A 20251-nucleotide genomic window follows, 5' to 3' on the forward strand; every position below is an offset into this window, starting at 1 on the left:
AGCCGGCCGCGCGGTGACAGCGAATCAGGCGATGACGTCGGCCGGCTGGCTTTGCAGCAGGGCGAGCAGTTGCGCGATTTCTTCGCGCATCTTGCGGCGGTCGACGATCATGTCGATGGCGCCTTTTTGCAGCAGGAACTCGGAACGCTGGAAGCCTTCCGGCAGTTTTTCACGCACCGTGTTCTCGATCACGCGCGGACCTGCGAAGCCGATCAGGGCCTTCGGTTCGGCGATGACGACGTCGCCCATGAACGCGAACGAAGCGGACACGCCGCCCGTCGTCGGGTCGGTCAGCACGCTGATGAACGGCAGTTTTTTCTCGGCCAGCTTGGTCAGCATCGACGTGGTCTTGGCCATCTGCATCAACGACAGCAGGCCTTCCTGCATGCGCGCGCCGCCGCTGGCGGTAATGCAGATGAACGGCACCTTCTGCTCGAGCGCCACCTGGGCGCCGCGCACGAAGCGCTCGCCGTTCACGGAACCCATCGTGCCGGCCATGAATTCGTAGGCGAAGCAGGCGACCACGACCGGCAGGCTCATGATCGAACCGCCCTGCACGACCATCGAATCGGTCTCGCCGGTGGCTTCCATCGCGTCCTTCAGACGATCAGGATATTTCTTGCTGTCTTTGAACTTGAGGGTATCGACCGGCAGCACGTCCTGGCCGATCTCGTAGCGGCCGCCCTCGTCGAGCAGTGCGTCGAGGCGCTCGCGGGCGCGGATGCGCATGTGGTGGCTGCATTTCGGGCAGACATGCAGGTTCGACTCCAGGTCGGCGCGGTACAGGACCGACTCGCACGACGGGCACTTGACCCACAGGCCTTCGGGCATGGTCTGGCGTTTGGCGGCATCGGAGCGCTGGATCCGGGGGGGCAGCAGCTTTTCCAACCAACTCATGTTCTCTCCTTTGCGGCAATTCTGGAATTGGGCGTAGTGTAGCCGTTCGCATCAGGCTTGTCGAATTCTTGCCGTTAATTACTTGCCTTCTTAGCAAAGTTGCGCTAGCAGACATGAGAACCGGGGCGCTTGGCCCCGGTAATGTCGTGCACGATCCCGGCGTCAGCGCACGGCAGCCTCGCCGACCTCCGCCGTCGTGAATTCGAAGCCGCCGATGCGGGCTGCGACCAGATTGTAAATCCACGCACCGAAGGCAGCGCCGATGAAGGCGCCTACCGCGTAGGCCACCGGCATCATGATCAGCATGGCGATGCCGGCGCCTGCAGGCATGAACGATGACATGAACAACCCGGCCAGTACGACGACGGGGATGGCGGTGATGAGATAGACAGCGGCCATGACCTTGGCCGACTGCACGACGGAAACCTGCACGATTTGTTTTTTCATGATGGATGCCGGGGTTGAGTGGAAGAAAACTGCACTTCCACTCTATCGCTCCATTTCCACCAAGAAAATCGACCGCATCAAAAAACACCGGGGTCAGCTCCCGATTTCGAGCAATTTCCCAAATTCGGGGTCAGAGCACATTTTCTCGAAAATGTGCTCTGACCCCGAATTTGGGCAATAAAAAACCGGGGCATGCCCCGGTTCGTGTCGTGCTGCGGATGAATCAGCGGGCGTCCAGCGCTTCCCGGATCCCGGCGACGAAGGCGCGCACGGCCGCGGGCCCCTGCTCTTTCGGCGTGTTTTCCAGTTCCTGGATGATGCGGCTGCCGATGACGACCGCGTCGGCGACGCTCGCCACCGATTTCGCCGTCTGCGCGTCGCGGATGCCGAAGCCCACGCCGATCGGCAGCTTGACGTGCTCGCGGATCGCGGCCACGCGCTTGGCCACGTCGGCCGTGTCGATGCCGCCGGCACCCGTCACGCCCTTCAGCGACACGTAGTAGCTGAAGCCGCTGCCGTGGCGCGCCACCTGCTTCACGCGTTCCGTGGTCGACGTCGGTGCGAGCAGGAAGATCACGTCGAGGTCGTTGGCCTTCATCTCGGCCGCGAACGCTTCGCATTCCTCCGGCGGGTAGTCGACGACGATGGCGCCGTCGGCACCGGCCGCCTTCGCGCGGCGGACGAATTCGCTCTGGCCCATGCGCTCGATCGGGTTCGCGTAGCCCATCAGCACGACCGGCGTGTGCTGGTTCGTTTTTCGAAACTCGGCGACGTAGCCGAACACGTCAGTCATGCTGACGCCGAAAGTGAGCGCCCGCTCGCAGGCGCGCTGGATGACGGGGCCTTCCGCCATCGGGTCGGAGAACGGGACACCCAGTTCGAGGACGTCGGCGCCGCCTTCCACGAGGGCGTGCAGCAGCGGGACGGTCAGTTCCGGGGCCGGGTCGCCGGCGGTGATGAAGGTGACGAGGCCGGTCTTGCCCTGTTCCTTGAGGGCGTCGAAAGTTTGTGCGATACGGGACATGCTGTTATTCCTTATTCTGTGGTTGCAAACGATGGATGGGGGCTCAGCCGAAGTTGAGTCCCGCCCGTTGCGCCACGGTGTGCATGTCCTTGTCGCCGCGGCCCGACAGGTTGACCAGGATGATCTGGTCCTTGGGCAGGGTCGGCGCCAGCTTGGCGGCGTAGGCGATCGCGTGCGACGATTCCAGCGCGGGGATGATGCCCTCGATGCGGCAGCAGTCGTGGAAGGCGGCCAGCGCCTCGTCGTCCGTGATCGACACGTATTCCGCACGCTGGCTGTCCTTCAGCCACGCGTGTTCCGGTCCGACGCCCGGATAATCCAGGCCCGCCGACACCGAATGCGTCTCGATGATCTGGCCATGCTCGTCCTGCAGCAGATAGGTGCGGTTGCCGTGCAGGACGCCCGGGAAGCCGGCCGTCAGCGACGCCGCGTGCTTGCCCGAGTCGAGGCCCTCTCCCGCCGCCTCGACGCCCACGAGCTTCACGCCCGGCTCGTCGATGTACGGATAAAAGATGCCCATCGCGTTCGAGCCGCCGCCGATGCAGGCGACGACGTAGTCCGGCTGGCGGCCCGTCATCTGCGGCATCTGCACGCGGCATTCCTCGCCGATCACGGACTGGAAGTCGCGCACCATCATCGGATACGGGTGCGGACCGGCCACGGTGCCGATGATGTAGAACGTGTTCTCGATGTTCGTGACCCAGTCGCGCATCGCTTCGTTGAGCGCGTCCTTCAAGGTCTTGGAGCCCGACTCCACCGGCACGACGGTCGCACCCAGCAGTTTCATGCGGTAGACGTTCTGCGCCTGGCGCTTGACGTCCTCGCTCCCCATATAGATGACGCATTCGAGGCCGAAGCGGGCGCAGATCGTGGCCGTCGCGACGCCGTGCTGGCCGGCGCCCGTCTCGGCGATGATGCGCGGCTTGCCCATGCGTTTCGCGAGCAGCGCCTGGCCGATCACGTTGTTGATCTTGTGGGCGCCCGTGTGGTTCAGGTCTTCGCGCTTGAAGAAGATCTGCGCACCGCGATTTTCCTTAGCATTCTGTTCCGACCAGCGCCGGGCGTGGTAGACGGGCGACGGCCGGCCGACGAAGTGCGCCAGCTCGTAGCGGAATTCTTCGAGGAATTCGGGATCCTGGCTGTAGCGCGCGTACGCGTCGTTCAGCTCGGCCAGCGCGTGGCTCAGCGTCTCGGCGACGAACGAGCCGCCGTACGGGCCGAAGTGGCCGGTGGTGTCCGGCAGCTGATAGTCGGAGGTCTTGAACAGCGCCTGGGCGCCGTTAACTTGATTCGCTTTCATGGTGTTCCTGGCTCAAATGGGTGGCATCGCCTGCCCGCACCGCGTCGATGAACGCGGCAATCTTGCGGGCATCCTTGATCCCCTTCGCCGCCTCGACACCGCTACTGATGTCGACCGCGAAGGGGCGTACTTGCGCCACCGCGCCAGTCACGTTGTGTACGCTCAAGCCACCACTCAAAACGACCCGAGGCGCGAGCTCTTTTGGAATAAGAGACCAATCGAAAACCTTTCCTGCGCCGCCGTAGGCATCCACGTACGTGTCGAGCAGCAAACCCGAGAACCAGGGAGAATCGGCGCGGTATTGAGTTTCCGATTCTAGCAAATCGGCGGCGGTCGTGTCAGGTTTTACCCGGAATGCCCGCGTGAACGGGCGTTGCACCGCCTGCGCCAGTTGCGCGCATGCCTCCGGTGTTTCGTCGCCGTGGAATTGCAGCAGCGACACCGGCCCCGCCGCGACAACGGCACGGACCTCGTCCACGGTCGCGTTGACGAACAGCGCGACGGCGTTCACGTATGGCGGCAGTTCACGGGCCAGCTCGGCGTAGCGCTCCGCGGTGACGTAACGGGGGCTCTTGGCGTAGAACACGAAGCCGAGGGCGTCGGCGCCGGCGTCGACGGCAGCGTGCAGGTCTTGTTCGCGGGTGATGCCGCAGATTTTGATTCGGGTACGGGGCATATCGAGGGGTTATCGAGCGGTTATCGAGCGGTTATCGAGCGGTTATCGAGCGGTTATCGAGGGGTCAGAGCCCGGTGTTGCTTTTTAAGGGGCTCTGACCCCGGAGTCGAGGGGCTCTGACCCCGGAGTCGCCGGCCGTTGCTCAGCCAAATATGGGTTATAACGGGCGCTACCACTCACCACCGGGGTCAGAGCCCTAAAGGAAACACCGGGCTCTGACCCCTCTCCTGACCCCTCTCCTGCGGCAGCCCCCACTTCGGATCGTAGTCGATTGTAGCAAGGTAAAGCCCATCCGGCATGAAGGTGGGCGCCGCGGCGTCGCGCGAGCGCGCGTCCAGCACCTCGGCCATCCAGCCAGGCTCGTTGCGTCCGGTCCCCACGTAGATCAGCGAGCCGACGATGTTGCGCACCATGTGATGCAGGAACGCGGACGCGCGCACCGTGAACACGATGATGTCGCCCATCCGTTCGATGTTCACCTCATGCATCTGCTTGATCGGCGAATTCGCCTGGCAGCCGGATGCGCGGAAGCTGGAAAAATCGTGCGTGCCGATCAGGTGCGCGGCGGCTTCCCGCATGCGCTCGACGTCGAGCGGGCGGAACACCCAGCCGGCGCGTCCGGCCAGCAGCGCCGACGGATTGGCGTGGTTGTACAGCACGTAGTGATAGGTGCGCGAGCGGGCCGAGAAGCGCGCGTGGAAGTCCTGCCCTTCGGCGTCCGGTGCCACGACGTGGGCCCAGCGCACGACGATCGACTCGGGCAGGAACGCGTTCGTACCGCGCACCCATGATTGCGGGGCGCGGTCGAGGTCCGTGTCGAAATGGACGACCTGCTCGATGGCGTGGACGCCGGCGTCGGTGCGGCCGGCGCACGTCGTCGCGAGCCGCGTGCAGGCAAATTTCTCGAGCGCGATCTCCAGCTGGTCCTGGACCGTGTCGCGCGATGGTTGTTTCTGATACCCGTTCCAGGCGGTGCCCACATACTGGACACCCAATGCGATACGTGTCAAATCGTCCTGCCTTACACCAGTGCCGCGCGCATCGAGTTGGCGCGTGCCGCCTGCTCGGGATTGCCGCCGCGGATGACTTCTTCGAGCAGCTCGCGCGCCCCTTCCTTGTCGCCGATCTCCTGGTAAGCGATGGCCAGGTCCAGCTTCGTCTCCATCTCCATGTGCGAGGCGGACAACGCGGCCGGCTCCGCCGGTTCGGCCGGCGCGGCAAACTGCGGCTCGGACAGCGACTGCACTTCCGGCAGCGGCAGCGAACCGTCGGCCGGCAGGTCGAGGTCGAAGCCGCCGACGTCGAACTGCGGCGTGGCCGGTTCCAGCACGATGCGGTCATGCTCGGCGAACGGCGCGTCGGCCGGTGCCGGCGTGGCCGGGATGTCGAACAGGTGCTCGTCCAGCGCGGCCGTCGGGATCGAGGCCGCCGAATTTGCAACCGAACCTTCTGCACGCGGCGTCTCGTCCAGGCCGAAGTCCATCGCGTCGAGGTCGAACAGCGGATCGCGCGCCGGCTGCTCCGGTTCCGGCGGCAGGTTGGCCTGCAGTTCCGTCGGCAGGTCGGGCAGGTCGAATTCGCGGGCCAGGTTGGCCATCTCGATGTCGGCGGCGGCAGCGGTGCTTGCAGCCGCAGCCGCCGCCGGCGCCAGCAAATCATCGTCCGTGTGCACTTCCAGTTGCGGCACCGGGTTCGCGGCCGGGGCGGCGAAGTCCATGTCGAACGAGAAGTCGAGCGGGTCGTGTTCGGCCTTGTCGAGTGCGACAGCCGGCTCGGCCGCCGGCGGCTCGGCCGGCTTCTCGAACGCGCTCATGTCGAAGTCGAGATCGTGCACGCCGCCCAGGTCGGCGGCTGGTTCCGCGGCCGCTTGCGGCGCGGGCGCCGGCTCGACCGGTTCGAAGGCGAGGCCGCCCAGGTCGAAGTCGAGCACGTGATCGTCTTCCATCGGCGCGGGTTCGGTCGACGGGGCGTTGGTGACGGGCGCCGGGGCCGGCTGCGCGGTCGCCATCGCGTCGGCGAAATGCTGGCTGAAGTCCAGCGGCTCGCCCGCCAGCGCCGCCGTCGGCGTGGCCTGCGGGTCGGGCGCGCTGAACACGTCGTCCAGCTCCTTCGACAGCAGGGCCTGCTGGCCCAGTTCTTCGGTGCTCGCCACCGGACCGCTTGGTGCGGCGGTGTGCTGGTACAGCGGGTTGAGCGGATCGATGGTGAGGCCCAGCGCGGCGGCCTGCGCCCACTCGTCGCCCTGCCCGCGCGTCATGCTGTAGAGTTCCGCGGCCTGCGTCTCGAACGCGCGCTGGTCCTTGCGCGCGGCATAGATCTCGAGCAGCTTCAGGCGCACCGGATAGCGTTCCGGATGCGTGCGCAGGGCTTCCTTGAGGATTTCCTCGGCCTGGGCATCGCGGCCATAGGCGATGTAGACGTCGGCTTCCGCCACCGGATCCACCTCGTTCGTGTCGAGCTGGCTGGCGGACGGCGCGAAGCTGGAATTGAAGACGCTGTTGTTCGTGTCGACGCTCTGGCCGCCCGTCTCCGCGAACATCGAGTGCGCGGGTTCGCTCGGCACGCCGAGGATAGCCGGTTCCGGCACCACCTTGACGACCTTCTTCTTGCGGCGCTGGGCGACGAGCAGGCCGCCGAGCAGCAGCGCGGCCGCGCCGCCGCCGACCAGCGACAGGTTCTGCATGATGAAGTCCATCAGGCCCGGTTCCGGCGGCGCGCCGGCGGGCTTCGCGGCCGGCTTGATGGTCGGCAGCTTTTGCGGTGCCGGCGCTTGTGCGTGCTGTGCCGGCGGTGTCGTGGCGGCAGGCGCGGCAGCGTTCTTTTCCGCCTCGGCGCCGGCCTTGCTCTTGATGGTGGCGATCTTCTCGAGGTCGTTCACGTTGCGTTCGAGCTCGCGCACGCGCGTCTGCGCGTCGGCCAGTTCCTTCTCCTTGGCGATGCGGTCCTCGGCGCTCATCGTCGTGCCCTTGCCGGCCGGGGTGCTCGGGGCGGCTTTCGACAGGCGGAGCTGGTCCTGCGATTCGTTCGCGGCGGTCGGGCGCTCCTCGACCTTGGCCGTGATCTTGCCGGCCGCGCTCTGCCCCGCCTGCGGGGTCTTGACGGGTTCGGAGGCGCCGACCTGGCCCGCCAGCTTGTTACGGTAGGCGTTGAAGTCGGCCGCGTGGGCGACGACGACGCCGTGTGCCTCGGTATCGTCCGTAGCGCGCACGGCATCGCCCGCCGGCACGGTCAGGATGCGCCCCGATTTCAGGCGGTTCATGTTGTTGCCGATGAAGGCATCCGGATTGGCGCGGTACAGCGCCACGAGCATCATGTCGAGCGACACGTCGACGGGTTTCAGCTGGGTGGCGATGCGGCCCAGGCTGTCGCCCGGCTTGACGCGGTAGCGTGACGACGCTGCCGTCTCGGCCGCCGGCCTGGGCGCTTCCGTGGTCTCGGCACGGGCGGCACGGCGCGGACGCTCGGCAGCCGGCGCGGTCGAAGGTTGCGCCGGCGCGGGCGCCGCTTCCGTGCGCGGACGCGCGGATTCGCTCGCCGCGACCTGCGCCGACTGCGTCGCGCGCAGCTCGGCCGGATCGAGCAGGAACGTGTATTCGCGTACGAGGCGGCCGTTATTCCACGACAGTTCGAGCAGCATGTCGACGAACGGCTCGTTCAGCGGCTGCGTGGAGCTGACGCGGATGAACTGGCGTCCGCCGCGCTGCTCGACGTTGAAGCGCAGCGACAGCAGCGCCGGATTGAAATCGATGTTGGCCGCCTTGAACGCTTCCGGCGACGCCAGCTTCGCGGTGAGGCCGGACGCCTCGTCGCCGGACACCGCCGTCAGTTCGATTTCGGCGCGCAAGGGCTGGCCGAGTGCGGACAACACCGTGAGCTTGCCGAGGCCGGCCGCGTGGGCCGCCGACGTCAGGACCAGCGCACTTGCGACCGCCGCAGTGAGCTTTTTCAGTGCGGACGACTTCATCGGGAGGCGGGGAGTGACATGCATAGGTTCGAGAGCGACGTGGCCGGAGGTCTCAGGAACATATCATCATGCACTGTGGCATGCAAGTTCCGCAGGGAGAAACATTCAAGGAGTCTGACGTATGTAGACGGTCTATTCAGACTTATGATGTTTTTTGGATGATCCGGTGTCAATTCGCTACCAGATCCAGAATGACAGAGGGCGGCTGGGGGCCGCCCTTCCTTCACCCGCAGGTGATACGCATCACTTGTCCAGCACGATGCGCAGCATGCGGCGCAGCGGCTCGGCGGCGCCCCACAGCAGCTGGTCGCCGACGGTGAACGCGGAGATGTACTCCGGGCCCATCGACATCTTGCGCACGCGGCCGACCGGGATCGTCAGGCTGCCCGTGACGGCGGCCGGGGTCAGGTCGCGCACCGACGCTTCGCGCGTGTTCGGCACGAACTTCACCCACTGGTTGTCGTTCGCGATGATGTCGTTGATCTCGTCCAGCGGCACGTCCTTCTTCAGCTTGATCGTCAGCGCCTGCGAGTGGCAGCGCATCGCGCCGATGCGGACGCACAGGCCGTCGACCGGGATCACATTGGAGCCGTTGTGACGGCCCAGGATCTTGTTGGTCTCGGCGCCGCCCTTCCACTCTTCCTTCGACTGGCCGTTGCCCAGGTCCTTGTCGATCCAGGGGATCAGGTTGCCGGCCAGCGGCACGCCGAACTGCTTCGTTTCTTCGGCCGACAGGCCGTGCTGGGTGGCCAACACGCCGCGGTCGATTTCCAGGATCGCCGATGCCGGGTCGTCCAGCAGGTTCTTGACGGCCGAGTTGATGGTGCCGAACTGGGTCAGCAGCTCGCGCATGTGCTGCGCGCCGCCGCCCGATGCGGCCTGGTACGTCATCGACGTCATCCAGTCGACCAGATCGTTCTTGAACAGGCCGCCGAGACCCATCAGCATGCACGACACGGTGCAGTTACCGCCGATGAAGTTCTTCACGCCGTTCACCATCGCGTCCTTGATGACGTTCAGGTTGACCGGGTCGAGCACGATGACGGCGTCGTCGCTCATGCGCAGGGTCGACGCGGCGTCGATCCAGTAGCCGTTCCAGCCGGCGGCGCGCAGCTTCGGGAACACTTCGGTCGTGTAGTCGCCGCCCTGGCACGAGATGATGATCTCGCATTTCGACAGTTCGGCGATGTCGGTTGCGCTTTTCAGCTTGGTTTCGTTCTTCGCCATTTTCGGGGCAATGCCACCCGGATTCGACGTGGTGAAGAACACCGGCTCGATGTGGGCGAAATCGCCCTCGTCCTGCATGCGCTGCATGAGGACCGAACCGACCATGCCGCGCCAACCAACCAGACCTACTAGTTTCATTTTGATCCCTCTTTTAAAAATGTTCCGCCCAAGCCGGGCGTATTCCTGGTCAACCCAATGCCTTGAGGACGGCGTCGCCCATCTGTTCCGTGCCGACCTTCGTCGTGCCTTCTTCGTAGATGTCCGGCGTGCGCAGGCCCTGGGCCAGCACCTTCTTGACGGCGTTCTCGATGCGGTCGGCCTGTTCCGCCTTGCCCAGCGAGAAGCGCAGCATCATCGCGGCGGACAGGATCGTCGCCAGCGGATTCGCGACGCCCTTGCCCGCGATGTCCGGCGCCGAACCGTGCGACGGCTCGTACAGGCCCTTGTTGTTCGCATCCAGCGATGCCGACGGCAGCATGCCGATCGAACCGGTCAGCATCGCGGCCGCATCGGACAGGATGTCGCCGAACATGTTGCCGGTGACGATCACGTCGAACTTCTTCGGCGCGCGCACAAGCTGCATCGCGGCGTTATCGACGTACATGTGTTCGAGCTCGACGTCCTGGTATTCCTTGTGCACGTCGGTGACGATGTCGCGCCAGAACTGGAAGGTCTCCAGCACGTTGGCCTTGTCGACGCTCGTCACGCGGCGGTCGCGCTTGCGCGCGGCCTGGAACGCGACGTGGGCGATGCGGCGGATCTCGCCTTCCGCATAGCGCATCGTGTCGAAGCCTTCGCGCTGGCCCGCGAACGGACCGTCCGGGCACTCGCGCACGCCGCGCGGCTTGCCGAAGTAGATGTCGCCCGTCAGTTCGCGGATGATCAGGATGTCCAGGCCCGACACGACTTCCGGCTTCAGCGTGGAGGCGCCGGCCAGTTCCGGATACAGGATCGCGGGACGCAGGTTGGCGAACAGGCCCAGCTCCTTGCGCAGGCCCAGGATGGCCTGTTCCGGACGCAGCGCGCGCTCCAGCGAATCGTACTTGTAGTCGCCGACGGCGCCGAACAGCACGGCGTCCGCGGCCTTCGCCAGCGCCAGCGTGCCTTGCGGCAGCGGGTGGCCGTGCGCGGCATAGCCGGCGCCGCCGACGTCCGCGCTTTCCAGTTCGAAGGACTCGCCCAGCACGTTCAGCACCTTGACGGCTTGCGCGGTGATTTCGGGACCGATGCCGTCGCCCGGCAGGATGGCAATCTTCATGTTCTTGTTCTCGTTCAGATGGTGTTGGCGAGCCACGGCTGCGCGCGCAGGTGGCGCTCTTCGTAGGCGCGGATGTCGTCGGCGTGGCGCAGCGTGAGGCCGATGTCGTCCAGGCCGTTCAGCAGGCAGTACTTGCGGAAGTCGTCGATGGCGAATTCGAACGCGAATGTGCCGTCCGGCGTGCCCACGGTCTGCTTTTCGAGGTCGACGACGAGCTTGTAGCCGGGGAATGCCTTCACTTCATTCATCAACTGGTCGACCTTCGCTTCGTCCAGCACGATCGGCAGCAGGCCGCCCTTGAAGCAGTTGTTGAAGAAGATGTCGGCGAAGCTCGGCGCGATGATCGCGCGGAAGCCATACTGCTGCAGGGCCCACGGCGCGTGCTCGCGCGACGAGCCGCAGCCGAAGTTCTTGCGGGTCAGCAGGATCGACGCGCCGGCGTAGCGCGGCTGGTTCAGCACGAAGTCCGGATTGACCGGACGGTTCGAATTGTCCATGCCCGGTTCGCCGTGGTCGAGATAACGCCATTCGTCGAACAGGTTGGGGCCGAAGCCGGTGCGGCGGATCGACTTGAGGAACTGCTTCGGAATGATGGCGTCGGTGTCGACGTTGGCCCGGTCCAGCGGGACCACCAGTCCTTCGTGTACGGTGAATTTATCCATGATTATTTACCACCAGCGCCCGTGATCACTTGGCCAACTTTCTGCACGTCCTTCCCGACGCCCGAAATGGTGTTGCAGCCGGCTGCGGCGATTGCGATGAGTGCGAGAGCAATGATTTTCTTCATATGAGCTTAGTCAGTCGGGGTCAGAGCACACCCGGGAAAACCGTGCTCTGACCCCGAATTGTCGGTTTAGATTTTACGAACATCGACGAAATGACCGGCGATACCTGCCGCCGCGGCCATGGCCGGCGACACCAGGTGCGTGCGGCCGCCCTGGCCCTGGCGGCCTTCGAAGTTGCGGTTCGACGTCGAGGCGCAGCGCTCGCCCGGTTCCAGGCGGTCGGCGTTCATCGCAAGGCACATCGAGCAGCCCGGCTCGCGCCATTCGAAGCCGGCGGCCTTGAAGATCTGGTCCAGGCCTTCGCGTTCCGCCTGCTCCTTCACGAGGCCGGAGCCCGGCACCACCATCGCCAGCTTCACGTTCGACGCGCGCTGGCGGCCGCGCACGATGGCGGCGGCGGCGCGCAGGTCTTCGATGCGCGAGTTGGTGCAGGAACCGATGAACACCTTGTCGATGCGGATGTCTTCCATCGCGGTGTTCGGCTTCAGGTCCATGTAGACCAGCGCTTTTTCCATCGCGTCGCGCTTGACGGGGTCTTTTTCCTTGTCCGGATCGGGCACGCGGCCGTCGATCGTCGTGACCTGCTCGGGCGACGTGCCCCAGGTCACCTGCGGACGGATCTCGGCGGCATTCAGCTGCACGACGAGGTCGAATTTCGCACCCGGATCCGAGTGCAGGGTGCGCCAGTAGGCGACGGCCTGTTCCCACTGCGGACCCACCGGTGCGAACGGGCGGCCCTTGACGTACTCGATGGTCGTGTCGTCGACGGCGACCATGCCGGCGCGCGCGCCCGCTTCGATCGCCATGTTGCAGACGGTCATGCGGCCTTCCATCGACAGCGAGCGGATCGTCGAGCCGCCGAATTCGATGGCATAGCCCGTGCCGCCGGCGGTGCCGATCTTGCCGATCACCGCCAGCACGATGTCCTTGGCGGTCACGCCGGCCGGCAGTTCACCGTCGACCTGCACCAGCATCGATTTGGATTTCTTCGCGAGCAGCGTCTGCGTGGCCATCACGTGCTCGACTTCCGACGTGCCGATGCCGTGGGCCAGCGCGCCGAACGCGCCGTGCGTCGACGTGTGCGAGTCGCCGCACACGACGGTCATGCCCGGCAGGGTCGCGCCCTGCTCCGGGCCGATCACGTGCACGATGCCCTGGCGCTTGTCGTTCATGTTGAAGTACGTGACGCCGAAGGACTTGGTGTTGTTGTCCAGCGTCTCGACCTGCAGGCGCGAGGTCGGGTCGGCGATGCCATGCGAGCGGTCGGTGGTCGGCACGTTGTGGTCGGCTACGGCAAGATTGGCCGAAGTGCGCCATAGCGGGCGGCCGGCTTCGCGCAGGCCTTCGAACGCCTGCGGGCTAGTGACTTCGTGGACCAGGTGACGGTCGATATACAGCACGGTGGTGCCATCCGCATCGGCACGCACGACATGCGAATCCCAAAGTTTGTCGTAGAGCGTTTTTAACATGTTAAATCCAGTAAAGCGACCGCTACATGCGGGCATGGTCTTTGATTATGCCATATTTGTGCAATGCGGAAGCAATGCCCTTCGAGCACGATTATTCCAATGAACTCATCCGTATAAAAATTTTGTTCGGACCCATTTGCAGACATACAAATAAAAAAAGCCTGCGCATTTCCTGCGCAGGCTTTTCGTAGCTTTGTGGCAAAAATGACGCAACCGCTGTTCAGGTCCTTTTATGCTGCAAGGCGGACGGTCGTGCGGCAGCCGTCCATCAGGAACGACAGGCCGACGACCAGCACGAGCGAGCCTTCGGCCGAACGCGCCGTACCAGTGATGCCTTCGACGTTCAGCGCGGTCATCGGCTTGATCACCAGGTCGGCCGTGCCGTCGACGGCTTCCACCGCGATGATGTACGGCTGCGGGGCGTTGATGACGATGCCCACGCGCTCGACGCATGCCTCGTAGCCGAGCGACAGCGCCAACGAACGCACCGGCAGCGGACGGCCCTGGTCCTTCAGCACCGGGGCGCCGCCGACCTGCATGAAGGTCTCCGGCAGTTCGACGACGCGCTCGACCACGGCCATCGGCAGGGCCAGCTGCGCGCCCGACGTCGACACGAGCATGGTCGGCACGATCGACAGTTCGATCGGCAGGCGGATCGAGAACTTCGTACCGGTACCCAGGTTCGAATCGATGCGGATCGCGCCGCGGTTCTTCTCGACGGCCGTCTTGACCACGTCCATGCCCACGCCGCGGCCCGAGACCGACGACGCCACTTCCTTGGTCGAGAAGCCCGGCAGGAACACCAGCTGGTACGCCTCGTCGTCGCTCGTCGCCTGGTTCTCGGAAATGAGACCCTTCTCCATCGCCTTCTTGCGCAGCTTGGCCGGATCCATGCCGCGGCCGTCGTCCTGCAGCACGATCATGACGCTGTTCGCTTCCTGCCACGCCTTCAGCAGGATGTAAGCCTTCGCGGGCTTGCCGTTGGCGACGCGGTCTTCCGGCGACTCGACGCCGTGGTCCAGCGCGTTGCGCAGCATGTGCACGAGCGGGTCATACAGGCTGTCCACGACGACGCGGTCGACTTCCGTCTCGGCGCCTTCGATGGTCAGCTCGACGTCCTTGCCCAGGTCCTTCGCCAGCTCGCGCACGAGGCGCGGGAATTTCTGGAACAGGCGGCCCACCGGCTGCATGCGGGTCGCCAGCGTGGCGCGCTGCAGTTCGGCCGAGTAGCGCGACGCGCGCTCCAGCGTCTCCGTCAGCGTGGCCATCAAGGTGGCGGCCTGGCCTTCGAACTTGAACTGCGACAGGCGCTCCAGCAGCACGGCCGCCTGGTTCGCGGCCTGCACGGATTCGCCGGCCACTTCCAGCAGGGCGTCCAGCTTGACCGCGTCGATACGGATGCTCTCGTCCTTCGCGGGACCGGTGCTGGCGGGCTTGTTCTCGTTGCGGCGCTCGACGCCGTCCCAGCCCGGCTTTCCGGACGCGGCGGCGGGTGCAGCCGCTGCCGCGGCTTCCAGCGGCGCGGCAGCCGCGGGTGCAGCCACTGCCTCGACGGCGGTGCCCGGCGCGACGGCAGGCGCCTCGGCCGGGGTGTACGTGCCGGCCGGGACGACCGCCATGTACATCGCTTCCCAATCGAGACCGTCGGCGCCCGGCGCGGCCGGTGCCGGTGCCGGTGCCGGTGCCGGTGCGACCGGAGCAGCCTTCACGGGCGCGGGCGCGGCCTTCGGCGCGGGCGCGGCGTCCGTACCGGCGATGGCGTCCTTGAGCATGCGCTCGAGATCGGCCGGCATCTGCGGCAGCTGGTCCGGCGTGGCGCCGTTGTTCAGGTCATTGAGCTGGTCGGCCACGAAGCCCGACGCCTGTAGCGACGCTTCGATCGCGCCCGGCGTGACAGGGGCGGCGCCGGTGCGCAGCGCGTCGAACAGGTTTTCCGTCAGGTGGCAGGCGGCGACGAGCGCCGGCAACCCCATGAAACCCGCGCCACCCTTGATCGTGTGGAACGAGCGGAAGACCGCGTTCAGCGTTTCCTTGTTGTCGGGATCGCGTTCGAGGTGCAGCAGATGCTCTTCGACATTCGCTGCAAGATCCATCGCCTCGACGACGAAATCCTTGAGCATTTCATCCATTAGAATCCCAGATCGGCAAGAAGGTCATCGACACTGTCCTGGTCGAGCGCCGCGGACGGCACCGACGGACCCGACATCAGTTGCTGCGGCGGCTGCGGCTGTTCCTGTGCGGCCTGTTTCTGCGCCAGTTTTTCTTTCACGTCGGGCGGTGCGCTGTCCTTCAGCAGCTGGGTCAGCTCGTTCTCGACCGTCTTGGTGATCACGACCACTTTCTTGATCAGCTGGCCGGTGATGTCCTGGAAGTCCTGCGCCATCATGATCTCGAGCAGGCGCGCCTTCTCGGCTTCGGTCGCTTCCGACACGAGTTGGGCGAACTGCTTCGAATCGCCGGCCAGGGCCTTGAACTGCTCGATCGAGAGCTTGCCGGCGAACAGGTCGTCCCAGCGGTTTTCCATGTCCTTGGCCTGCTTGGACAGCAGGTCCTGGGCCGGCATGCCGTCGTCCAGGGTGTTCAGCACCTTGTTGGCGGCCTGTTCGGTCAGGGTGGCGACGTATTCCAGGCGGTCCTGGGCGTCCACGATCTGGGACGACGCCTCGGTCAGGGCCTTGTCGTAGCCCAGCTCGCGCAGCGAGTCGTGCAGCAGGCGCACGATGCCGCCGAGGCGCTCGTACATCCCCTTGTGTTCTTCCTCGCCGCCCTCGGCCGGGGCGGCAGCGGCCGGAGCGGCCGGAGCAGGCACGACGGCCGGGGCCGGCGCGCTGGTGGCCGCGACCTGGTCGAACAGGGCCTCCAGGTCGTCGGTATCGCCGCTGTCGCCGCCGGCGGCGGGCTCGGGCGCGGGCGCCGGCGTCGGAGCGGCAGCGGGTGCGCTGGCACGCTGCGCTGCCACTTCCTCGAATAATGCGTCGAAATCGTCAGCGGCGTCGGTCATAGTCCCTGCTTCTCCATAATTTAAATGTCGCGATCATCTTTGCTGTGTGCGGTACGGCTGCCGTCATTACGCTGACGGTACAAATTCCCGACGAGTGTATCAGCGTGGTTGCCGTAGGTAAATCTTCTGAAATGCCGGAGTTGCCGATTGGTGAGTAATCTTGGCCTGTCGACAATCTTTTACAGGATTTTCTGAATATTTTCACAAAGCATGTGTTGTATTTTTTTATCGCGGAGGCATTTGTGACATCCGGTATTTGGGCGCCGAATGCCGAGCACATCCCTGAGCAAGATCAAGCATTTACATTCCGCCAAGAGGATAAACGCGAACTACAATGAGAAGGTAGCGTGACGTGAGGGAGGGCTCACCATGTACCAGAAAATTCTGATCACCACCGACGGCTCCTCGGTATCGCAGCATACCGCCTGTGCCGGCGTCAAATTCGCGCGACAGATGGGGGCCGAAGTGCTCGCCCTGTTCGTCGCGCCCGAGTACCAGTACCCCGTGTATGTCGAGATCGTGCCGCCCGCTTACCCCAGCGAAGAGGAGTACGTCCAGCAGATGAAGCGCCTCGGCGAGGAGTACATGGGCTCCATCATGCGTGCGGCGGAAGGCTGCGGCCTGAAGCACGCCTGCATGACGGCGTTTTCCGACGCGGCGGCGCTGAAGATCGTGGACGTGGCGGAACAGCAACACTGCGACCTGATCTTCATGGGGTCGCACGGCCGCAGCGGCTGGGGACAGTTGCTGCTAGGTAGCGTGACCAACAAGGTGCTGTCCCATACGACCAAGCCCGTGCTGGTGCACCGCCTGATCCGGGAGCCCGGCACCTGACGCGCCTACCGAAGTAACCGCGGCTCCGCGGCGCGCCATCGGACAGCAGGCGTTGTCCGAAAAAAAGCAACGTCAGTGTTGCTGCTGTGATATCTTTTTACCTTCATTTTACAATTGATCCCCAAGGGACATCTTATGATTCGCATTGTCATCGCCGACGACCACACGATCATGCGCGAGGGCCTCAAGCGTATCCTCGACGGCGCGCTCGACATCGAGATCGTCGGCGAAGCCATCAACGGCTTCGAAGTGTTGTCGCTGGTACGCCAGGGCGGCTTCGACCTGCTGCTGCTGGACCTGTCCATGCCGGGCCGCAGCGGCGTCGACCTGATCCGCCAGGTGCGCAGCGAAGCGCCCAAGCTCGCCATCCTGATCCTGACGATGCACGAGGAAGAGCAGTACGCCGTGCGCGCCATCCGGGCAGGCGCCCAGGGCTATCTCACCAAGGAAAGTGCCGGCACGCAGCTCGTCGGGGCGATCCGCAAGGTGGCATCCGGCCGCCCGTACATCAGCACGGAAGTGGCCGAGCAGCTGGCGCTGAACATCATGGCGCCGAACGAACAGCTACTGCACAAGCAGCTCTCGGATCGCGAATTCGAGGTATTCTCACTCCTCGTGGGCGGCAAATCAATCACGGAGATCGCCAACAACCTGCATTTGTCCGTCAAGACCGTCAGTACCCACAAGACCCGCATCATGCAGAAAATGGGCATGACCTCGCTGTCCGAAATGGTCCAGTACGCGGTGGCGCATCGTCTGCTTGCGCCGATGAAAGCCTGAACGGGCAGGCACGAAACAGATTTGACATTCAAGCGACACTTTTCGTGCCCTGCCCCGGCGTTTTCCGGCCATGCAGGGCCTGCCGCCCGCTCGCGTAATCCTACACGCGTCTCACTCGTGACTCCCCCTCCATCGGCAGCTTGGCAGTAAGAAAATTCCTACAAGCTGACGCTCCCTCCTACTACACATTCAGCCGTTGCTGATATTAATGCCGGACTCGTGTTGGCATACTGACTTCAGCGTTTCGACTTGCCTGCGGTCCATATCCGTATCCAGTCAGCTCTGTGGCTCCGATACCGCACTGGCACCACCGGACCGCAGCTTGGTTCTTTGAAATCCTAAACCTGGAGATGAGTATGCAGTCCCAGCTAACTTCAGAACAACGTAACGCCTCCCCGTCGACCCTGCACTCGTCACAGATGGAAGCCGGACGCCAACGCCAGGGCCGTCTCTGGTCGAACCTGAAAGAGGTCTGCGACCTGCTCCACATCCCGGCCGCCGTCTCGATGAACACCGAGGAATTGCTGTTCCAGCACGTACAGTTCAAGACAGGACAGCGCGTGCACACGATCGGCCAGGCTTTCGACACCCTGTACATCGTCAACTCCGGTTTCCTGAAAACCGTGCTGATCGACGAATTCGGCAACGAACAGGTGCTCAGCTTCCCGATGAAGGGCGACATGCTCGGCGTCGACGGCATTCACACGCGCCATTACGCGTCGGAAGCCGTCGCCCTGTCCGACTGCGACCTGATCCTCGTGCCGTTCAAGAAGCTCACCGCGCTCGGTCGCGTGCATGCCGAGCTCGAGAACCTGATGTATGGCGTGATGAGCCGCGAACTGGTGCGCGAACAGGCCATGATCGGCATGCTCGGCGCCCTGTCGGCCGAAGCGCGCGTGGCCCGTTTCCTGATCTCGCTGGCGGAACGTTTCGCCGCGATGGGGTATTCGAGCAAACTGTTCAACCTGCGCATGACGCGCCACGAGATCGGCAGCTATCTCGGCCTGACGCTCGAGACGGTCAGCCGCACCTTGTCCGCCTTCAACGAAATCGGCCTGATCACGGTCGACCAGCGCACCATCGGCATCAAGGATCCGGAAGCCCTCAAGACGCTCCGCCGCCTGCCGCCGTCGCGCTCGCGTGCCAAGCAGAACGCCAAGCACAAGGCCGAAGCGGACAGCGCCGGCGGCGGCCAGGTCCTCGCCACGGTCTGAACTACTTTCTGCGTCAAACGAAAAAAGCCGGTTCCTCGCGGAAGCCGGCTTTCTGTTTTCTGGTGCGGGCCGTCAGTCGCGGATCAGCATGCCATCGCTGACTTTCACGCGGTCACCCACGCGGAAGCCCGGATTGTTTTCGTACGGGATCGTCTGCGTGGCACCGTTCGCGTAGCGCACGACGACTTCGAAGCGCTGCCGCGTATGGGCATTGCGTTCGATCTCGCGCCCCGCGATCGCGCCACCGACAGCGCCCGCGACCGTGGCCGCCGTGCGCCCGCCGCCGCTGCCCACCTGGTTGCCCAGCAGGCCGCCCACGACGGCGCCGGCACCGGTGCCCAGGTAGCTGCCGTCGCCGCTGACCTGCACGACGTTGACGGCTTCCACCGTCGCGCAATTCGTGCAGTAACGCGCCACGCGCGGCTGGTTATTCGGATTGAGGCCCTGGCCGTTGCCGCCCGCCATCAGCGGTTGTCCCAGCGTGGCCGTCGAATAACGGCCATGGTCGCGAATCGTGGCCGTGACGGCCGCATCCGGTGCGATACGGTCGTCGCGGCGGATCGTGTACAGGCCGCTGTACTCGCCCGGCCGCACTTCCGGCAGGAAGAAGATGCCGCGCGAACCGGCGATCTGCACCTCGACCTTCGCGCCCGGCGTGCCGCGCACGGTGAATTTCAATTCGTTGCCCGGCCCGAGGTCGTCGCTGCCGCGTACGTCGAAGCGGTCCACGTGCGGCATGTTGGCCGCGGTGCGGTCGCTGCGGTCGTCACGGCCCGGTCCGCGCACGATCGATTCGGCCAGCAAGCGCGTCGTGACCATGTCGTTCACGCGCAGGTTCGCGGTGACGGCGCTGCCGGGGTTGATGCGGTCGTGCGTGCCGATCGTGTACGTGCCCTGGTACGTGCCCGGCGACGTTTCCTGCAGGGTCAGGTTGCGCGTGGCGCCATCGATGCGCAGGGTGGCATAGCCGCCCGGCGTGCCGTACAGGTCGAAGTTCAGCTCGGTGCCCGGTTCCAGGCGCCGCACTTCGTCCACGTTGAAACCATCGATGCGGGGTGCCAGCCTGGCTGCGCGCGGATGATCCTGCGCTTGCACGGGCGTCGTCACGGTCATCGAGAGCAGAGGCAGCGCAGCCACGACGGCTGCGGCCAATGTCTGTCGGGTTGTTGCCATGGGGTCCTCCGACTTCGTCTTGTTGTCGATAAGACCAGCTTACGCCGCGCACTGGACGGGCTCGGTGCGATAGCGAACCTATCTCGGTAGGGAGACGGAAGCTGATGGCGATGCATGGCGAGCGCGGGCAAGGCGCGAGGAGGCCGCATGGTCAATCCATGCAACGACGAGCAACGCAGCACGAGCTCGTCAGGCGCGCCAG

Annotated in this window: 18 protein-coding genes; 3 read left to right on the top strand and 15 right to left on the bottom strand. The window is 64.9% G+C overall.

The features are described from left to right. Positions 1–24: 24 nt before the first annotated feature. The 14 genes from accD to QPK29_RS19810 form a co-directional block, all read right to left on the bottom strand. Positions 25–897 carry an acetyl-CoA carboxylase, carboxyltransferase subunit beta gene (accD, locus tag QPK29_RS19745; RefSeq protein WP_056136719.1) on the bottom strand — a complete coding sequence of 291 codons (873 nt, stop codon included), beginning with the start codon at positions 895–897 and terminating at the stop codon, positions 25–27. Between the two features lie 162 nt (positions 898–1059). Next, the gene (locus tag QPK29_RS19750) at positions 1060–1344 is read right to left on the bottom strand and encodes a hypothetical protein (RefSeq protein ID WP_056136717.1); all 285 of its coding nucleotides are present in this window, start codon (positions 1342–1344) and stop codon (positions 1060–1062) included. Positions 1345–1567: 223 nt separating this feature from the next. Then, positions 1568–2368 carry a tryptophan synthase subunit alpha gene (gene trpA / locus QPK29_RS19755; RefSeq protein WP_056136715.1) on the bottom strand — a complete coding sequence of 267 codons (801 nt, stop codon included), beginning with the start codon at positions 2366–2368 and terminating at the stop codon, positions 1568–1570. Positions 2369–2411: 43 nt separating this feature from the next. After that, on the bottom strand, positions 2412–3668 hold the full coding sequence (gene trpB, locus QPK29_RS19760) for a tryptophan synthase subunit beta (protein ID WP_160410287.1): 1257 nt from the start codon (positions 3666–3668) through the stop codon (positions 2412–2414). Beyond that, a complete protein-coding gene (locus tag QPK29_RS19765; RefSeq protein WP_371770828.1) occupies positions 3649–4344 on the bottom strand; it encodes a phosphoribosylanthranilate isomerase in 696 nt (231 codons plus the stop codon). The genes trpB and QPK29_RS19765 overlap by 20 nt, the downstream gene beginning before the upstream one ends. Positions 4345–4532: 188 nt before the next feature. Continuing rightward, positions 4533–5354 carry a tRNA pseudouridine(38-40) synthase TruA gene (gene truA / locus QPK29_RS19770; protein ID WP_160410285.1) on the bottom strand — a complete coding sequence of 274 codons (822 nt, stop codon included), beginning with the start codon at positions 5352–5354 and terminating at the stop codon, positions 4533–4535. 11 nt (positions 5355–5365) lie between these two features. Beyond that, complete coding sequence (locus tag QPK29_RS19775; RefSeq protein WP_400189807.1) at positions 5366–8308, bottom strand: FimV/HubP family polar landmark protein; 2943 nt, start codon at positions 8306–8308, stop codon at positions 5366–5368. A gap of 243 nt (positions 8309–8551) precedes the next feature. Continuing rightward, positions 8552–9673 carry an aspartate-semialdehyde dehydrogenase gene (asd, locus tag QPK29_RS19780; protein ID WP_082577194.1) on the bottom strand — a complete coding sequence of 374 codons (1122 nt, stop codon included), beginning with the start codon at positions 9671–9673 and terminating at the stop codon, positions 8552–8554. 49 nt (positions 9674–9722) lie between these two features. Beyond that, positions 9723–10793 carry a 3-isopropylmalate dehydrogenase gene (gene leuB / locus QPK29_RS19785; protein ID WP_371770830.1) on the bottom strand — a complete coding sequence of 357 codons (1071 nt, stop codon included), beginning with the start codon at positions 10791–10793 and terminating at the stop codon, positions 9723–9725. 14 nt (positions 10794–10807) lie between these two features. Next, positions 10808–11455 (bottom strand): 3-isopropylmalate dehydratase small subunit, encoded by a 648-nt coding sequence (leuD, locus tag QPK29_RS19790; RefSeq protein ID WP_371770831.1) that lies wholly within the window; start codon positions 11453–11455, stop codon positions 10808–10810. A gap of 2 nt (positions 11456–11457) precedes the next feature. Then, on the bottom strand, positions 11458–11580 hold the full coding sequence (locus QPK29_RS19795) for an entericidin A/B family lipoprotein (protein ID WP_082577193.1): 123 nt from the start codon (positions 11578–11580) through the stop codon (positions 11458–11460). A 66-nt stretch (positions 11581–11646) separates the two neighbouring features. Next, positions 11647–13047, bottom strand: coding sequence for a 3-isopropylmalate dehydratase large subunit (leuC, locus tag QPK29_RS19800; protein WP_371767585.1), 1401 nt, complete (start codon positions 13045–13047; stop codon positions 11647–11649). 230 nt (positions 13048–13277) lie between these two features. Then, a complete protein-coding gene (locus QPK29_RS19805; protein ID WP_371770832.1) occupies positions 13278–15176 on the bottom strand; it encodes a chemotaxis protein CheA in 1899 nt (632 codons plus the stop codon). Further along, positions 15176–16048, bottom strand: coding sequence for a protein phosphatase CheZ (locus tag QPK29_RS19810; RefSeq protein WP_371767587.1), 873 nt, complete (start codon positions 16046–16048; stop codon positions 15176–15178). The genes QPK29_RS19805 and QPK29_RS19810 overlap by 1 nt, the downstream gene beginning before the upstream one ends. Positions 16049–16417: 369 nt before the next feature. Here QPK29_RS19810 and QPK29_RS19815 point away from each other — a divergent pair, with 369 nt between their 5' ends. From QPK29_RS19815 to QPK29_RS19825, 3 genes are all read left to right on the top strand, one after another. Then, a complete protein-coding gene (locus QPK29_RS19815; protein WP_056136694.1) occupies positions 16418–16882 on the top strand; it encodes a universal stress protein in 465 nt (154 codons plus the stop codon). Between the two features lie 135 nt (positions 16883–17017). Continuing rightward, positions 17018–17662 carry a response regulator gene (locus QPK29_RS19820; protein ID WP_036232923.1) on the top strand — a complete coding sequence of 215 codons (645 nt, stop codon included), beginning with the start codon at positions 17018–17020 and terminating at the stop codon, positions 17660–17662. Positions 17663–18081: 419 nt separating this feature from the next. Continuing rightward, positions 18082–18876, top strand: coding sequence for a Crp/Fnr family transcriptional regulator (locus QPK29_RS19825; protein ID WP_371770891.1), 795 nt, complete (start codon positions 18082–18084; stop codon positions 18874–18876). Positions 18877–18948: 72 nt separating this feature from the next. On the opposite strand, the gene QPK29_RS19830 is transcribed toward QPK29_RS19825, so the two are convergent. Further along, a complete protein-coding gene (locus tag QPK29_RS19830) occupies positions 18949–20049 on the bottom strand; it encodes a glycine zipper 2TM domain-containing protein (RefSeq protein ID WP_371770833.1) in 1101 nt (366 codons plus the stop codon). Between the last annotated feature and the right edge of the window lie 202 nt (positions 20050–20251).

The sequence above is a fragment of the Massilia orientalis genome (assembly GCF_030411975.2).
Lineage (GTDB): Bacteria > Pseudomonadota > Gammaproteobacteria > Burkholderiales > Burkholderiaceae_D > Telluria > Telluria orientalis.